The sequence below is a fragment of the Marinobacter sp. B-21 genome (assembly GCF_056857895.1).
The window spans coordinates 1-14888 of sequence record NZ_JBSXNZ010000028.1 but is presented as its reverse complement, the minus strand read 5'-3'; the positions used below and the strand labels follow the sequence as shown (position 1 = coordinate 14888).

Here is a 14888-nt window from a genome sequence, read left to right as displayed (position 1 = left end):
GTGCTGGAACAGGCCCCGGAACTGGATCCGGCTGCCATCGACGAAGTGATCATGGGTAACGCCAACCAGGCCGGCGAAGACAATCGCAACGTGGCCCGTATGTCGGCGTTGCTGGCCGGTTTGCCCACCTCCGTACCCGGCACCACCCTCAACCGGCTGTGCGGTTCCGGCATGGACGCCGTAGGCACAGCCTTTCGCGCCATCCGCGCCGGCGAAATGGAGCTGGTACTGGCCGGCGGCGTGGAGTCCATGTCCCGTGCCCCGTACGTGATGGGCAAGGCCGACAGCGCCTTCTCAAGAAGCCAGAAGATCGAGGACACCACCATTGGCTGGCGCTTTGTGAATCCGCTGATGAAGAAGCAGTACGGCGTCGACTCCATGCCGGAAACCGCCGAGAACGTCGCCGAACAGTTCAGCATCTCACGGGAAGATCAGGACCTGTTCGCGTTTCGGTCCCAGCAGAAAACGGCCCGGGCGCAGCAAACAGGTGTGTTCGCTGAGGAAATCGTGCCAGTCTCGATTCCCCGCCGGAAGCAAGACCCGCTGATATTCGACACCGACGAACATCCGCGCGAAAGCACCCTTGAAAAACTCGCCGCCTTGCCGACGCCATTCCGCGAGAACGGCAGTGTGACCGCTGGCAACGCCTCAGGCGTCAACGATGGTGCGGCCGCGATGCTGGTCGCCAGCGAAGACGCCGTGAAAAAACACCGCCTCAAGCCCATGGCGAAAATTCTGGGCATGGCCACCGCCGGCGTGGATCCTCGCATCATGGGTATCGGCCCGGTGCCGGCGGTTCGAAAGCTGCTGGAGAAGCAGGGCATCAGCATCGCTGACATCGACGTGATCGAACTGAACGAAGCCTTCGCCGCCCAGGGCCTGGCCGTTCTGCGCGAACTGGGCATCGCCGACGATGATCCGCGGGCAAACCCGAACGGCGGCGCCATCGCACTGGGCCACCCGCTCGGCATGTCCGGCGCCCGCCTGCTTTTGACGGCCGCTCACCAGCTGCAACGCACCGGCGGTCGCTATGCCCTGTGCACCATGTGTGTGGGTGTGGGTGTGGGCCAGGGTATTGCTACACTGATTGAGCGGGTCTGATCGACCCGTTCCAAGGAGACCACATGGCTTTTTTGAATCACAGGAATCGCACTATTTGCTATCGCCTGCTAGGTGACAGCGAAAAACCACTGCTGGTACTAGCTCATCCTCTCGGAATGACCCAGGGAGTCTGGGACGATATGCTCCCGTCGCTGCTGAGACGTTTCCGCGTTCTCACCTGGGATCTGCCGGGCCACGGCGCCAGCGGTGCCTGGCCGGTAGACGCAGGAGAAATCACTCCCGACGACCTGGCCAACGAGGCTCTGATACTCGCGCAGGCGGCCGGTGCCACAGGCTTTCACTTCGCCGGCACATCGATCGGCGGCGTTATCGGCCAGCAACTGGTAGCGGCATACGGCGACATGCTGCTCTCAGCCACTTTGACCAACACCGGCGCGGTTATTGGTACACCAGAGGCCTGGAACCTGCGAGCGGCCAATGTACGTCGCATAGGCTTGGCGGCCATGTCCGCGGAGATTGTGCCACGCTGGTTCGGTCCGGCGGCCTGCAAAGAGCAGCCCGCTTTGCTCGACGGCTGGAAGGTGATCATGGGGCGCGGGGACGACAATAGCTATGCCGTTCTATGCGAGATGCTGGGAAAGTCGGATTTCCGGGAAAAACTGCGGGGCCGAGATGTACACATACTGCTGATAGGGGGCGACGAAGACTTGGCCACGCCACCAGAATCGCTGAAAGCACTGGCAGAGTACTGCGGAACCTCGGATCTGGTGATACTAGATGGGATCGGCCATGTGCCTTCTGTTGAGTGCCCATCAACGATGGCAAGCCTGATTTCCAAAATCATTGAATGATTCCCTTCGCCTGATGGGCCAAAAAACTTTTGGCCCATCAATTCCAACGAAGCATTAAAAACCGTTGGTCATTGAACCATGGAAACTTGCCAATCCCATCCCTGAAACCGCACGCAGAGCTATACTTAACTGGTCTGAAACCAGCAGATCAGCAGGCTTATGCAAAATATAGATGGCCGACACTATTGGCATATGCGGGAACCCGCCTACTTCAGTGAACTCTCAACTTTCGGCGCGATGCCTGAGACTGTGATTCGACGTCTGCTCGAGAAGGGCCGTGTGCTCGAGCTTAAAAAAGGTGAACGACTGTATGATGCGGGCGAACGGAGCGACAGCTTCTATGTGGTTCTGGAAGGAGACGTGAACACCTATATGCCCGGAGAAGAAGGGGACTGGACGCTGGCTCGTCTTCATAAACCTGGGGACGACATGGGCTTCGTACCGATGATCGCTCTCACCGACCGCCCCGGAAAAACTGTGGCCGAAACGGATGCCGTCGTTCTAGAAATTACTTCCGGCCAGTTCTTCGATTTGCATCAGCAGGAGCCCGATGCGTTTGGCTTGATGATTCTTAATCTGGTCAGAGGTATGGCCAGAGCTGTCATTAACATGGCTAATATGCTTGAGGAACAGGACCGCGAACTCCACAGAGCCTATTCAACACGAACTCAGAACAATCGAGACAGGGACTGATTGACATCCGCCCCATGCGTAGGCGAAAGCGGCGCAACAACATTGGACGGCCTCAGGTCCAGACCAACTAACTGTTGGCCTGGACCTGTTGCGGGTTATTTTCGCCTCATACCATTTTGCCGTCTCTTGAGGCCCAGGAAATACAGAATTAAAAGAACGCCTGAATCCCGGTCTGGGCTCGACCCAGAATCAGGGCGTGCACATCGTGGGTGCCCTCGTAGGTATTGACTACTTCCAGGTTGACCAAGTGGCGCGCCACCCCAAATTCATCACTGATGCCGTTACCCCCGAGCATATCCCTGGCCAGGCGGGCAACATCCAGAGCCTTGCCGCAGGAATTGCGCTTCATGATGGAAGTGATCTCGACGGCAGCCGTGCCCTCATCCTTCATCCGACCAAGACGCAGGCAGCCTTGCAGGGCCAGGGTGATGTCGGTCTGCATGTCTGCCAGCTTTTTCTGGATCAGTTGATTGGCGGCCAGAGGTCTATTGAACTGCTTTCGATCCAGCACGTACTGACGTGCGGTGTGCCAGCAGTCCTCGGCAGCGCCGAGGGCACCCCAGGAAATACCGTAACGGGCGGAGTTCAGGCAGGTGAACGGCCCCTTCAGCCCTCGCACGTCCGGGAAGGCGTTTTCTTCCGGCACAAACACGCCGTCCATCACGATTTCACCGGTGATCGAGGCCCGCAGCCCTACCTTCCCGTGAATGGCCGGGGCACTCAGGCCTTCCCAGCCTTTCTCAAGCACAAAGCCGCGAATCGCGCCGTCGTCGTCCTTGGCCCAGACCACGAACACATCAGCGATTGGGCTGTTAGTGATCCACATCTTGCTGCCGGTCAGGCGGTAACCGCCGTCCACCTTGCGGGCGCGGGTCGCCATGTTGCCGGGATCGGAGCCGTGGTCCGGCTCGGTCAGACCGAAACACCCAATCCATTCGCCGGAAGCGAGTTTGGGCAGGTACTTCTGGCGGGTTTCCTCATTGCCGAATTCGTAGATGGGCACCATCACCAGGGATGACTGCACACTCATCATGGACCGGTAACCGGAGTCCACCCGCTCCACCTCGCGAGCGATCAGGCCATAGCACACGTAGTTCAGGCCGCTACCGCCGTATTGTTCGGGAATGGTACATCCCAGCAGGCCGGTCTCGCCCATTTCCCGGAATATCTCCGGGTCGGTCTGTTCGTTGCGGAAAGCTTCCAGCACCCGGGGCCTGAGCTTACTTTCGGCAAACTGGCGGGCACTCTCGCGCACCATGCGCTCGTCTTCAGTCAGTTGCTGGTCCAGCAACAGCGGGTCTTCCCAGTTAAAACTTGCTTGGTTGGCCATGTCGGTTGTCTCCGTTTGTTGATCTTGTCTTGATGGCTGGCTGTCAGGCCACCTGCTGTGAAGCCTGCCGGGGTATCTCCAGCAGGGCCGAATACTGTCCAAGGTGGAAATCGTCATCCCCGAACTGATGGGTCAGCATCACCAGGCGCTTGGCGTGGTGGGCCAGTGAATATTCCCAGGTCATGCCGATACCACCGTGCAACTGGACAGACTGCTCGGCAATCAGCTGTGACGCCCGGGCCACGACGAACTTGGCGGCAGCCAGCCGGCGGCTGCGCTCCTCGGATTCCGGATCATCCGCCACGCAGGCGGCGAGGATGGTCATCGAGCGCGCCAGTTCGAGCTCGCCACGCATTTCCGCCATCCGGTGCTGGAGCGCCTGGAACCGGCCGATTGTGGCACCGAACTGCTGGCGGGTTTTCAGGTAGTCCAGGGTCAGCCGGAAGGCCTCCTCCATACTGCCCACCGCCTCGGCGCACTGCGCGGCAACCGCACGGCCACGCTGATAGGCCAGCGCAGGCGCGGCCTTACCCGCCGGCCCGAGCAGGCTGTCCGCCTCAACATAGACATCAGCCAATGCAAGATCACAGGCCCTTGGGCCGTCTATGCAGGGGTAGCCGGTGCGCGAAACACCCTCAGCCGCCGGGTCCAGCAGAAATAGGCTTACGCCTTCACCATCACTCATCCGGGCAGTGACCAGGATAGTGTGGGCAAGCTCGCCGCCAATCACTACCCGCTTGCGGCCGCTCAGACGCCAGCCCCGTTCACAGGGCACCGCCTGACATTCAATCGCCTCCGGATGGTAGTGGCTACCTGCTTCCTCGTCCGCCACTGCCAGCAACCGTTCGCCGGCGGCCACGGCCGGCAGAATCTGCTCGCGCTGCGCGGGGGAACCCAGCTGCTGGATCAGCCCGGCACCGTAGATCTGGGAATGCAGGTAGGGCTCCAGACACAGACCTCGACCGAGTTCCTTCATCACCAGCATGTTCTCCACGCCGGTGCCACCAAAACCTTCATAGTCCGCGGCAACGGGAACCGAGGTAATCCCCAGCTCCGATAGCTGGCGCCAGAATTCGGGGCTGTGACCTTGCGGGCTATTGTAGAAGGCTTCCCGCTGCTCAAAGCCGTAGGTGTTTCGCACAAGGCGCGCAACGGTGTCCGCCAGCATCTGTTGTTCTTCGTTCAGTTCAAAATTCATGGCACCCTCCTACAGTTCCAGAACCAGCTTGGCGATGATGTTCTTCTGAATTTCATTGGAGCCGCCGTAGATCGACAGCTTGCGCAAGTTGAAGTACTGGCTGGCCGGGGAGGCACTGTAATCCCTGTACAACGGCTCGCCACTGAAGTCCGGCTCCAGTTCCGATTCCAGGAACGGCAGCGCATTCGGCCCAAGCGCCTTGCGCATCAGGTCACTGATAGCCTGCCGGATCTCCGAGCCCTGAATCTTCAGCAACGAACTTTCCGCACCCGGCACTCCACCATCCCGAGTGGCGGCGAGAATGCGCAGGGCGCTCATCTCCACCGCCATCAGACGCATTTCGACCTCGGCAATGCGGGCCCGGAACAGGGGGTCGTTAATCAGCGGCCGGCCGGCTATGGTCTCGGCACTGGCAATCTGCTTGAGGTGAGCCAGCGCCGCTTTCGATTGGCCAATACCGGCCTGGCCGGTGCGCTCGTGGGTAAGCAGATACTTGGCACAGGTCCAGCCCTTGTTCTCCTCGCCCACCCGGTTTTCCAACGGCACCCGAACGTTGTCGAAGAACACCTCGTTGACCTCGTGTTCGCCATCCAGGGTAATGATCGGGCGCACAGTAATGCCGGGCGTATCCATGTCGATCAGCAGGAAGGAGATGCCCTCCTGCTTCTTGGCCGCAGGATCCGTGCGCACCAGACAGAAAATCCGGTTGGCATGTTGGCCCAGGGTGGTCCAGGTCTTTTGACCGTTGACTACGTAATGATCGCCATCGCGCTCGGCCCGGGTTTTCAGGCTGGCCAGATCAGAGCCGGCACCGGGTTCGGAATAGCCCTGGCACCACCAGTCCTCGCTGCGCAGGACCCGGGGCAGGTAATAATCCTTCTGGGCCTGGGTGCCGAATTTGATGATCACCGGCGCCACCATGTTAACGCCGAAAGCCACCAGCCGGGGCGCACCCGCAGCCGCACATTCCTCGTCGAAGATGTGCTTCTGCACCACCGACCAGCCGGTGCCGCCATGCTCTTCCGGCCAGTTGACGGCATACCAGCCCTGGCCGTTGAGAATCTTCTGCCAGCGCTGATGATCCTCTTTTGACAGGCGACGGCCCAGACGAAACTTCTCTGCAATGTCGGCCGGCAGATTCTGTTCCAGAAACGCCCGCACCTCACTGCGGAAAGCCAGCTCTTCGGGGGTGAAATGAATATCCATAGTCGCTCCTGAGCTTTTAAAGGTTACCGGTGCTTCCACTGGGGCTGACGCTTCTCGAGAAAAGCGGTCATACCCTCGCTGCGATCCTCGCTGGAAAAACTGGACCACAGCAGCCGGCGTTCGTATTCAACGCCCGCTCTCAAAGAGGTCTCGAACGCCTGGTTCACCGCGTCCTTATTGATCATGGCGGCCATCTGCGAGTAGCTGGCAATTTCTGCCGCCACCACCAGGGCCGTCTCGAGCAGATCGGCGGCTGGCACCACCCGGCTGACCAGACCACTACGCTCGGCTTCATGCGCATCCATCATCCGGCCGGTCAGGCACAGGTCCATGGTCTTGGCCTTGCCAATGGCCCGGGCCAGACGCTGGGTGCCCCCGGCCCCGGGCAGTGTGCCGATCTTCACTTCCGGCTGCCCGAAACGGGCGTTATCGGCGGCAATCAGCAGATCGCACATCATCGCCAGCTCGCAACCGCCACCCAGGGCCAGGCCAGCTACGGCAGCAATCACCGGTTTGCGGCATCGGGTCACGGTTTCCCAGTTGGCGGAGATGAAGCGCTCACGGTAGGCCCGGGAAAAGTCCAGGGCATGGACTTCGGCAATATCCGCGCCGGCGGCAAAGGCTTTTTCGTTACCGGTAATGACAACGGCGCGGATGGCCTCATCCGCTTCCAGGACTTCCAGAGCGGAAGTCAGTTCGTTCATCAGCGCGTTGTTCAACGCGTTGTAGACCTCTGGTCGGTTGAGTCTGACCAGGGCCACAGCCTCGTGCTTTTCAAGCAATATGTTGCTGTACTCCATAACCATCTCCGCTAACAGATTTTTTCTTATTACTTCTTCATAAAAGCCATGGAAGCTTATTTGTCCGATTTCTAGAGGCTACACCCGAATATTTTTTAAGGCAACATGTTGACATATTATTTTGAAAAGGCGTATGTTGAATCTGACAAGGCAACGACCTGCTTATGCGGGCTGGCCACCCAACAAAAACAAACCGGACACAACAGGTGAATCAGATGGATACAGGCATCACTCTCAATCCGGAACGCCGTGACGCCATGCTGGAAAGCGGCGCCTGGAACGACAAACTCATTACCGACTACCTGGATCAGGCAGTCGCCAGCACTCCAGACCGGGAAGCCATCGTCGGCTACCAGGTCACCAGCGACACCCGCACCGCCCTCACTTATCGGGAACTCAATAACAAAGTCACCCGCATGGCGGCGGGCCTGGTGGCCCTGGGCATCGGCAAAGGTGAGGTGGTGGCCTGCCAGCTACCGAACTGGTGGCAGACCACCGCCCTGCATCTGGCCTGCATGCGCATCGGCGCGATTCTGAATCCGCTCATGCCTATTTTCCGGGAGCGGGAACTGCGCTTCATGCTCAAGCATGGCGAGGCCAAACTGCTGGTCATTCCAAAGGTCTTTCGTGGCTTTGACTACGAGGCCATGATTGATGGTATTCGGGGGGAGCTGCCGGATCTCGAAACCCTGCTGGTCATCGGCGGAGAGGGCGAGCGCAGCTTTGAACAACGTCTCACGGAGACCCCTTGGGAAGAAAAGCAAGACACCAGGGCCCTGTTTGCCGAGCGCCAACTCACCGCCGACGACGCCATCCAGATCCTCTACACTTCCGGCACCACCGGCGAGCCCAAGGGGGTCATGCACACCTCGAATACGCTGTTCTCCAACGTACGGCCCTATTCTGATCGACTGCATCTGACTTCCGATGACAAGGTATTGATGGCCTCTCCGGTCGCGCATCAGACCGGCTTCATGTACGGAATCATGATGCCGGTTTACCTGGGAACCACCGCTATCCTTCAGGACATCTGGGACGCCGAGTACGTCTGCAAGGTGATTGCGGCCGAGAAACCGGCCTTCACCATGGCGGCAACACCCTTCCTGGCCGACCTGGTGAAGACCGCACCAAGGCACGAAGGCGAACTGGATTCCCTGAGGATCTTCGTCTCCGCCGGCGCGCCGATCCCCAGTGCCGTGGTTGAACAAGCTGGCAAGGTGCTGAAGGCAAAGATTGTCTCAGCCTGGGGCATGACCGAAAACGGCGCTGTCACCATGACCTGCCCAGAAGATCCCGCCGCACGTGCCAGCCAATCCGACGGCAAGGCCCTGCCCTTCATGGAAGTGAAAGTCACCGACTTCCAGGGCAACGAACTGCCTGCCGGTGAGGAAGGCAGCTTGCTGGTTCGGGGCTCCAGCCTGTTTGTTGGCTACCTCAAGCGACCCGAACTCTATGGCGTGGACGAAGGCGGCTGGTTCAACACCGGCGACCTTGCACGCATAGACAAGGACGGCTACATCCGCATCACTGGCCGTACCAAGGATGTGGTGATCCGGGGCGGCGAGAACATTCCGGTCGTGGAGGTGGAGAACCTGCTCTACAAGTTCCCCGGCATTGTCGATGTCGCCCTGGTGGGTTGCCCGGACGAACGCCTGGGTGAGCGCCTGTGCGCCTACGTCACCCTCGACGAGAACGCCACCGACCTTACCCTGGACCAGGTCAAGGCCTATCTGACCGAACAGCAACTGTCCAAAAACTACCTGCCCGAATACCTGGAAGTGATCGAGGCCATGCCTCGCACCGCATCCGGCAAGATCCAGAAATTCAAACTGCGCGAGCAGGCCAAAGAAGTTCGCCTGGAGCCGGCCAAGCGCGGTTAATCCCATTGATCTAACAGCTACAGGAGCAAGTCATTATGAGAGGCCTTAACGGAAAAACAGTCATCGTGACCGGCGGCGGGGGCGGCATTGGCCGCGCCGTGTGTCAGCGCTTTGCCGAGGAAGGCAGCCTTGTGGCCGTGCTGGACCGTGATGAAAGCGCGGCTCAGGCCACGGCAGACCTGATCACCGAAGCCGGGGGCAAGGCCCGCGCCTACGCCGCCGACATCACCGACTACGCCGCGATTACTGACACCGTGGCGGCCATCGAGAGCGATCTGGGCGTGCCCACGGTGCTGGTAAACAATGCCGGTTTCGACCGCTTCATGCCGTTCCTGAAAACCGAGCCGAAACTGTGGGACCAGCTGATTGCAGTGAACCTAACCGGTGCACTGAACATGCATCATGTTGTACTGCCGAAGATGATTGCCGCCGGTGGCGGCAAGGTCATCAACATTGCCTCCGACGCGGCCCGGGTCGGCTCCTCCGGCGAATCCGTCTACGCCGCCTGCAAGGCTGGCCTGGTGGGCTTCAGCAAAACCGTGGCCCGGGAACTGGCCACCAAGAACGTGTGCCTGAACGTGGTCTGCCCCGGCCCCACCGACACCGCACTGCTCAAGGGCGTGGCGGAAACCGCCCCAAATCCGGAGAAGCTACTGGAAGCCTTCCGCAACGCGGTGCCCATGAAGCGCCTGGCCCAACCCGAAGACTACCCCGGCGTCATCGCCCTGCTCGCCAGTGACGATGCCAACTTCATCACCGGCCAGGTGATCAGCGTGTCCGGCGGCCTGACCATGGCCGGGTAAGCGACCAGTTAAACGATCTAGGAGAACGCACCATGAATTACGAAGACATCCTGTACGACGAAAACAACGGTGTGGCCACCATCACCATCAACCGGCCGGACCGTTACAACGCTTTCCGCGGCCAGACCTGCATGGATCTGCTGGACGCCTTCAACCGCGCCGGCTGGAACAAGGACATCGGCGTCATTGTGTTCACCGGCGCTGGTGAAAAAGCCTTCTGCACCGGCGGCGACCAGGGCGCCCACGAAGGCCAGTACGACGGCCGCGGCCTGATTGGCCTGCCCGTGGAAGAGCTGCAGCGCACCATCCGCGAAGTACCCAAGCCGGTGATCGCCCGGGTCAACGGTTTCGCCATCGGCGGCGGCCACGTGCTGCACGTGATCTGTGATCTGAGCATTGCCTCGGAAACCGCCGTCTTTGGCCAGGTCGGCCCGAAAGTCGGCTCGGTGGATCCCGGCTTCGGTACCGCCTACCTGGCGCGGGTTGTCGGCGAGAAGCGCGCCCGGGAAATCTGGTACCTGTGCCGCAAGTACAGTGCACAGCAGGCACTGGATTGGGGCCTGGTGAACGCCGTGGTGCCACCGGAGCAACTGGACGAGGAAGTACAGAAGTGGTGTGAGGAAATCCTGGAAAAGAGCCCCACCGCCCTGACCATCGCCAAGCGCTCCTTCAACGCCGACAGCGACAACATTGCCGGCATTGGCGCCTTGGGCATGCAGGCCCTGAGCCTGTACTACGACACCGACGAGTCCAAGGAAGGCGTTAACGCCTTCAAGGAAAAGCGCAAGCCGGACTTCCGGAAATTCTACAAGTAAGCAGACCGGCCCGGTGGCCTCATTTGCCACCGGGTCACAGACAATGCCCGGAGAACATCATGAATTTCGGATTCAATGAAGAACAGAACGCGATTCGCGACGTTGTGGCCCGCTTCAGCGCCGAGGTGCTGGCTCCGGGCTACCGTATGCGGGATCAGGAAGGCGTCATCGAAAAGGATGTCATCCGCCAGCTCGGCGAGATGGGGCTGCTTGGTGGCGAACTGCCGGAAGAATTCGGCGGTAGCGGTATGGACTGCGTCACCAGTGGCCTGATCATCGAGGAAATCTCCAAAGGGGATTTCAATGTTGGCTACATTCCCCTGCTGACCTCCCTGAACGGCCAGATTATTGCCAGCCATGCCGCCCCGGACCTGGCGAAGGAGTGGCTGCACGGCATGACCACCGGCCAGAAAGTGGCCTGCATTGCCCTGACCGAACCCCACGGCGGTTCCGACGCCGCCAACCTGCGCCTGAAGGCAGAGAAGAAGGGCGACGTTTACGTGCTCAACGGCGAGAAGACTTCCATCTCCATGGCCGACCAGGCCGATGTGGCGGTGGTGTTTGCCCGCACCGGCACGGCGGAGCAACGGGCCTCCGGCATCAGCGCGTTTCTGGTGCCCATGAACAGCCCGGGCATCACTACCACCCGCTTCGAAGACAACGGCCAGCGCGCCATCGGCCGCGGCTCCATCTTCTTCGACAACGTGGAAGTGCCCGCTATCAACATGATGGGCAACGAGGGTAAAGGCTTCAAACAGGTCATGCAGGGCTTTGATTATAGCCGCGCCCTGATCGGCCTGCAGTGTCTGGCCGTGGCCCAACAATCCCTGGATGAAACCTGGCAATGGCTGACCGAGCGAACCGCCTTCGGCCAGAACCTGTCCGCATTCCAGGGTCTGACTCATCCGCTGGCTGAATACCAGACCTATGTTCATGCTGCGCGCATGCAGTGCTACCACGCACTCTGGCTCAAGGACAACAACCTGCCCCATAACGCCGAAGCCGCCATGAATAAATGGTGGGGGCCGAAATTGGCCTTTGATGTGGTGAAACAGTGCCTGCTGGCCCACGGCCATACCGGCTGGGGTGAGGACCTGCCGTTTGCCCAGCGCCTGAGAGATGTTCTTGGTCTTCAGATTGGCGATGGCACAGCCCAGATCATGAAAAACATCATTGCGAAGGAATACCTACCGAAGTAAGCAAACGAATCAACCTGACAAAAGCAATAAGAACCCAAACCAAAACAAGTATCGTAGCGGAGATAGAACAATGAAAAATACAAAAAAGCTTCTGCCCTCAGTCGTTGCCTCAGCTCTTATGGCAGGCAGTGCCCAGGCTGCCATATCTGGAGATACGGTTAAGTTGGGGTATCTCGCTGACATGTCCGGCACGTACCGTGACCTTGCCGGCCCGAATGGTTTGACGGCGATGGAAATGGCGGTTGCTGATTTTGGCGGCAAGGTCAACAATGCCAGAATTGAAGTCGTCAGTGCTGACGACCGCAACAGCCCGGACGTTGCTTCCAGCACCGTGCGCCGCTGGGTAGAAAACGACGGAGTCGACATGGTTGGCGGGTTGGTGGCCTCTTCTGTGACAATCGCCACCACCAAGATCCTTGAAGAGAACAACAAACTGGGACTGATCTCCGGGTCCGCAGCCTCTAGCATCACCAACGAACACTGCACCCCAAATCATATTCAGTACGTCTATGACACCTACGCACTGTCCATTGGCACCCCAACCGCGATCGTTCAGGAAGGCGGCAAATCCTGGTACATACTGACCGCAGACTATGCCTTCGGCCATGCCATGGAGGCGGACGTCACACGGGTTGTAGAAGCCAATGGCGGTGAGATTCTGGGAAGCATCCGCCATCCATTCCCGACTCCTGACTTCTCTTCATTTATTTTGCAGGCCCAGGCTTCTGGCGCCGATGTCATCGCTCTGGCAAACGCCGGTGCAGATACCACCAATGCGATCACCACTGCGGCAGAATTCGGTATTACCCAGTCAGGCCAGACCATCGCGGGCCTGGTTGTCTTTCTGAGCGACATACACGCTCTCGGTCCCGAGGCGGCTCAGGGGCTGCAGCTTACTACCGGTTGGTACTGGGACATGAACGGCGAGACTCGTGAATGGTCTGATCGTTTCATGGAAGAAACCGGCACCCGTCCAACCATGGTGCATGCGGGTATCTACTCCAGCACGATGCAATACCTGAAGGCGGTAGAAGCTACTGGCTCGGATGACTCCCAAGCTGTCCGCCAGCATCTGATAGAGACTCCGATCAACGACATGTTTGCCAAAAACGGTCGTATCCGTAAAGACGGCCGCATGGTTCATGACATGTATCTGGCTCAGGTGAAAACACCAGAAGAATCTACCGGAGAGTGGGATCTGTACAAGATTGTTCGAACTATTCCCGGCAACGAAGCATTCCGCCCGCTTTCCGAGAGCAAGTGCAAGCTGATCAATAACTGAGTGAAGACTGCGACCACGGAGTTTCCTGCGAGATCTCAGGAAACTCCGGATTCAAAGAGCCCTGCTCCTCCGGCGTGGCGCAAGAAAATGCGGAAGATCACCCCGGATCTATGTGAAGATATCGTTGATGAATAGACTCAAACGTCTTGCGAACCATTCTTTACCAACGGGATACGAAATGATCGTCAACGAATCCGGAGGCATCCCCAACCGGCTATTTTTTCGCCTGTTCCAGACTGGAAACATTCTGCAGCGCCAGGTTCAGAATGAGATGGGCATCAGTGCTGTGCAGTGGGCAGTACTGGGTGCATTGTCTCGAGAAGGATTCGAAGACGGCACCTCATTCAACCAACTGAAAGAGTACCTTTACGTCAGTCGCCAAAACCTCGATGGCGTCCTCAAGCGAATGGAAAGAGACGGGCATGTCGTTCGGATACCTGATCCCCAAGACCGCCGAGCTCGACTGGTGGTACTTACCGAATCTGGTCGGACTTTCTGGAATCGACTGCAAGACACTATTGCCGAGTTTTACAGACAGGCCATGCATGGGATGAGTTTTGATGACGGTGTCAGCTTGCTTCACCTTCTGAGGAAGCTTCAGCACGGACTTATTGACGTTTCCCTGGAATCAACCATCCCAGAACACAATGATACTGAGAACCTCGAAGCCGAATAACGCCTCACTCGGCAGCTTGACCAAATGGCCAACTAGCAGAGTTGGCCATAGAAGTGACTGGCGGCCTTACAGAAACGTACGCATTGCAGCCCTGTTTTTGCCAGACCGTTTCGCGAGGTACATGGTTTCATCAGCCACCATCAGGGCTTTATCGACTCGACCGGGTGTTTCATTGAAGGTCACCACGCCAAGTGAAAACGTCACCGGCCAGTCATTCTTCTTCATCTTGTTCTCCAAGGTCTCGACCAGTCGCGGTATAAACTTCCTGGCCGCGTCGAAATCCGTATCAGGAAGCAACACCGCAAATTCGTCACCACCGATGCGTGCCGGGAAATCGCCGCTACGAAGGCCAGACTTGAGGGTATCCCCCACGTCTTTGAGCACTTTGTCTCCCTCTGCATGACCGTAGTCATCGTTAATCGGCTTGAAGTTGTCCAGATCAATACTGATTAGCGTGAAATGTCGACCGTAGCGAGAAAGACGTTCGATGGAGCGTTCAAGCTCTGCCCGAAAGCTCCGAATGTTAGCAATCGACGTAAGGGGGTCGGTCCGGGCAAGCAGTCGTTCCTGATCCAGTTCATTCCGTAACCCAGTCACAAGGTAACGCTGCTCAGATACATCCTGACAAATCGCCAGGGTGTAACTTCCGCACGCCAACGTAATCTGCCTCAGAATAATAACGATGGCGAAGCGTGTCCCGTCCCCTCGCACAGCCTCCAACGCAGAATTTGCAATCCGTGACTCCCTCTCTGGAGATTCGTGAAAGCTCGCCATCTTATCATCGTGACCTTCGCGCTTTTCGACTGGAATGAGTTCCCAGACATGCTTTGCATGGAAGCTATCACCGCTGGATTTGAAAACCCGCCTGGCCATTTCATTAGCAATAAGGATTTCACCGCGATCGTCAACGACAAGGGCCGCTTCGGGAAGAGTATTCAGGAACCAATTGTAATGTAAGCGCATTTAAATCGACCCACTTGCATCACCCGCACTGAGATGTCAGACCCGAACCAGCTCCACGTTCCAGGGCAGCAATGCTTCCAGTTTCTCCGCCGTATCCGCCTCGGCAATATGCGTGAGCAGGTGGTGTATG

Annotated in this window: 14 protein-coding genes; 9 read left to right on the top strand and 5 right to left on the bottom strand. The window is 58.6% G+C overall.

Features of this window, described 5'->3' with window-relative positions:
• The 3 genes from pcaF to AC13C0_RS00875 all read left to right on the top strand — a co-directional run.
• The coding region (gene pcaF / locus AC13C0_RS00885) for a 3-oxoadipyl-CoA thiolase (protein ID WP_482953783.1) at positions 1-1101 on the top strand (1101 nt) is incomplete at its 5' end.
• A 23-nt stretch (positions 1102-1124) separates the two neighbouring features.
• Positions 1125-1913: an alpha/beta fold hydrolase gene (locus tag AC13C0_RS00880; protein WP_482953782.1), complete on the top strand. Its 789-nt coding sequence runs from the start codon at positions 1125-1127 to the stop codon at positions 1911-1913.
• A gap of 159 nt (positions 1914-2072) precedes the next feature.
• Positions 2073-2606 carry a Crp/Fnr family transcriptional regulator gene (locus AC13C0_RS00875; RefSeq protein WP_482953781.1) on the top strand — a complete coding sequence of 178 codons (534 nt, stop codon included), beginning with the start codon at positions 2073-2075 and terminating at the stop codon, positions 2604-2606.
• Between the two features lie 148 nt (positions 2607-2754).
• Here AC13C0_RS00875 and AC13C0_RS00870 read toward each other — a convergent pair whose 3' ends face one another.
• The 4 genes from AC13C0_RS00870 to AC13C0_RS00855 are packed head-to-tail and all read right to left on the bottom strand — an operon-like array spanning position 2755 to position 7140.
• Positions 2755-3936, bottom strand: coding sequence for an acyl-CoA dehydrogenase (locus AC13C0_RS00870; RefSeq protein ID WP_482953780.1), 1182 nt, complete (start codon positions 3934-3936; stop codon positions 2755-2757).
• Between the two features lie 43 nt (positions 3937-3979).
• On the bottom strand, positions 3980-5134 hold the full coding sequence (locus AC13C0_RS00865; protein WP_482953779.1) for an acyl-CoA dehydrogenase family protein: 1155 nt from the start codon (positions 5132-5134) through the stop codon (positions 3980-3982).
• A 9-nt stretch (positions 5135-5143) separates the two neighbouring features.
• Positions 5144-6340, bottom strand: coding sequence for an acyl-CoA dehydrogenase family protein (locus AC13C0_RS00860; RefSeq protein ID WP_482953778.1), 1197 nt, complete (start codon positions 6338-6340; stop codon positions 5144-5146).
• 23 nt (positions 6341-6363) lie between these two features.
• Entirely contained in the window at positions 6364-7140 is a 777-nt protein-coding gene (locus tag AC13C0_RS00855; protein WP_482953777.1) for an enoyl-CoA hydratase, read from the bottom strand.
• A gap of 215 nt (positions 7141-7355) precedes the next feature.
• Between AC13C0_RS00855 and AC13C0_RS00850 the strand changes: the two genes are divergently transcribed.
• The 6 genes from AC13C0_RS00850 (at position 7356) to AC13C0_RS00825 (ending at position 13795) form a co-directional block, all read left to right on the top strand.
• Positions 7356-9020: an AMP-binding protein gene (locus AC13C0_RS00850; protein ID WP_482953776.1), complete on the top strand. Its 1665-nt coding sequence runs from the start codon at positions 7356-7358 to the stop codon at positions 9018-9020.
• 35 nt (positions 9021-9055) lie between these two features.
• On the top strand, positions 9056-9823 hold the full coding sequence (locus AC13C0_RS00845; protein ID WP_482953775.1) for an SDR family NAD(P)-dependent oxidoreductase: 768 nt from the start codon (positions 9056-9058) through the stop codon (positions 9821-9823).
• A 32-nt stretch (positions 9824-9855) separates the two neighbouring features.
• The gene (locus AC13C0_RS00840) at positions 9856-10638 is read left to right on the top strand and encodes an enoyl-CoA hydratase-related protein (protein ID WP_482953774.1); all 783 of its coding nucleotides are present in this window, start codon (positions 9856-9858) and stop codon (positions 10636-10638) included.
• A 59-nt stretch (positions 10639-10697) separates the two neighbouring features.
• Positions 10698-11837, top strand: coding sequence for a cyclohexanecarboxyl-CoA dehydrogenase (gene aliB / locus AC13C0_RS00835; RefSeq protein WP_482953773.1), 1140 nt, complete (start codon positions 10698-10700; stop codon positions 11835-11837).
• 70 nt (positions 11838-11907) lie between these two features.
• A complete protein-coding gene (locus AC13C0_RS00830; RefSeq protein ID WP_482953772.1) occupies positions 11908-13119 on the top strand; it encodes an ABC transporter substrate-binding protein in 1212 nt (403 codons plus the stop codon).
• Positions 13120-13297: 178 nt separating this feature from the next.
• Complete coding sequence (locus tag AC13C0_RS00825; RefSeq protein ID WP_482953771.1) at positions 13298-13795, top strand: MarR family winged helix-turn-helix transcriptional regulator; 498 nt, start codon at positions 13298-13300, stop codon at positions 13793-13795.
• Positions 13796-13861: 66 nt separating this feature from the next.
• Here AC13C0_RS00825 and AC13C0_RS00820 read toward each other — a convergent pair whose 3' ends face one another.
• A complete protein-coding gene (locus AC13C0_RS00820; protein WP_482953770.1) occupies positions 13862-14758 on the bottom strand; it encodes a GGDEF domain-containing protein in 897 nt (298 codons plus the stop codon).
• Positions 14759-14888: the final 130 nt, after the last annotated feature.

Bases quoted from the DNA above. Each gene is read 5' to 3' on its own strand.
- AC13C0_RS00865 (WP_482953779.1), bottom strand. From the start codon at position 5,134: ATGAATTTTGAACTGAACGAAGAACAACAGATGCTGGCGGACACCGTT.
- AC13C0_RS00870 (WP_482953780.1), bottom strand. From the start codon at position 3,936: ATGGCCAACCAAGCAAGTTTTAACTGGGAAGACCCGCTGTTGCTGGAC.
- AC13C0_RS00860 (WP_482953778.1), bottom strand. From the start codon at position 6,340: ATGGATATTCATTTCACCCCCGAAGAGCTGGCTTTCCGCAGTGAGGTG.
- aliB (WP_482953773.1), top strand. From the start codon at position 10,698: ATGAATTTCGGATTCAATGAAGAACAGAACGCGATTCGCGACGTTGTG.
- AC13C0_RS00855 (WP_482953777.1), bottom strand. From the start codon at position 7,140: ATGGAGTACAGCAACATATTGCTTGAAAAGCACGAGGCTGTGGCCCTG.
- AC13C0_RS00875 (WP_482953781.1), top strand. From the start codon at position 2,073: ATGCAAAATATAGATGGCCGACACTATTGGCATATGCGGGAACCCGCC.
- AC13C0_RS00850 (WP_482953776.1), top strand. From the start codon at position 7,356: ATGGATACAGGCATCACTCTCAATCCGGAACGCCGTGACGCCATGCTG.
- AC13C0_RS00825 (WP_482953771.1), top strand. From the start codon at position 13,298: ATGATCGTCAACGAATCCGGAGGCATCCCCAACCGGCTATTTTTTCGC.
- AC13C0_RS00880 (WP_482953782.1), top strand. From the start codon at position 1,125: ATGGCTTTTTTGAATCACAGGAATCGCACTATTTGCTATCGCCTGCTA.
- AC13C0_RS00845 (WP_482953775.1), top strand. From the start codon at position 9,056: ATGAGAGGCCTTAACGGAAAAACAGTCATCGTGACCGGCGGCGGGGGC.
- AC13C0_RS00840 (WP_482953774.1), top strand. From the start codon at position 9,856: ATGAATTACGAAGACATCCTGTACGACGAAAACAACGGTGTGGCCACC.
- AC13C0_RS00830 (WP_482953772.1), top strand. From the start codon at position 11,908: ATGAAAAATACAAAAAAGCTTCTGCCCTCAGTCGTTGCCTCAGCTCTT.
- AC13C0_RS00820 (WP_482953770.1), bottom strand. From the start codon at position 14,758: ATGCGCTTACATTACAATTGGTTCCTGAATACTCTTCCCGAAGCGGCC.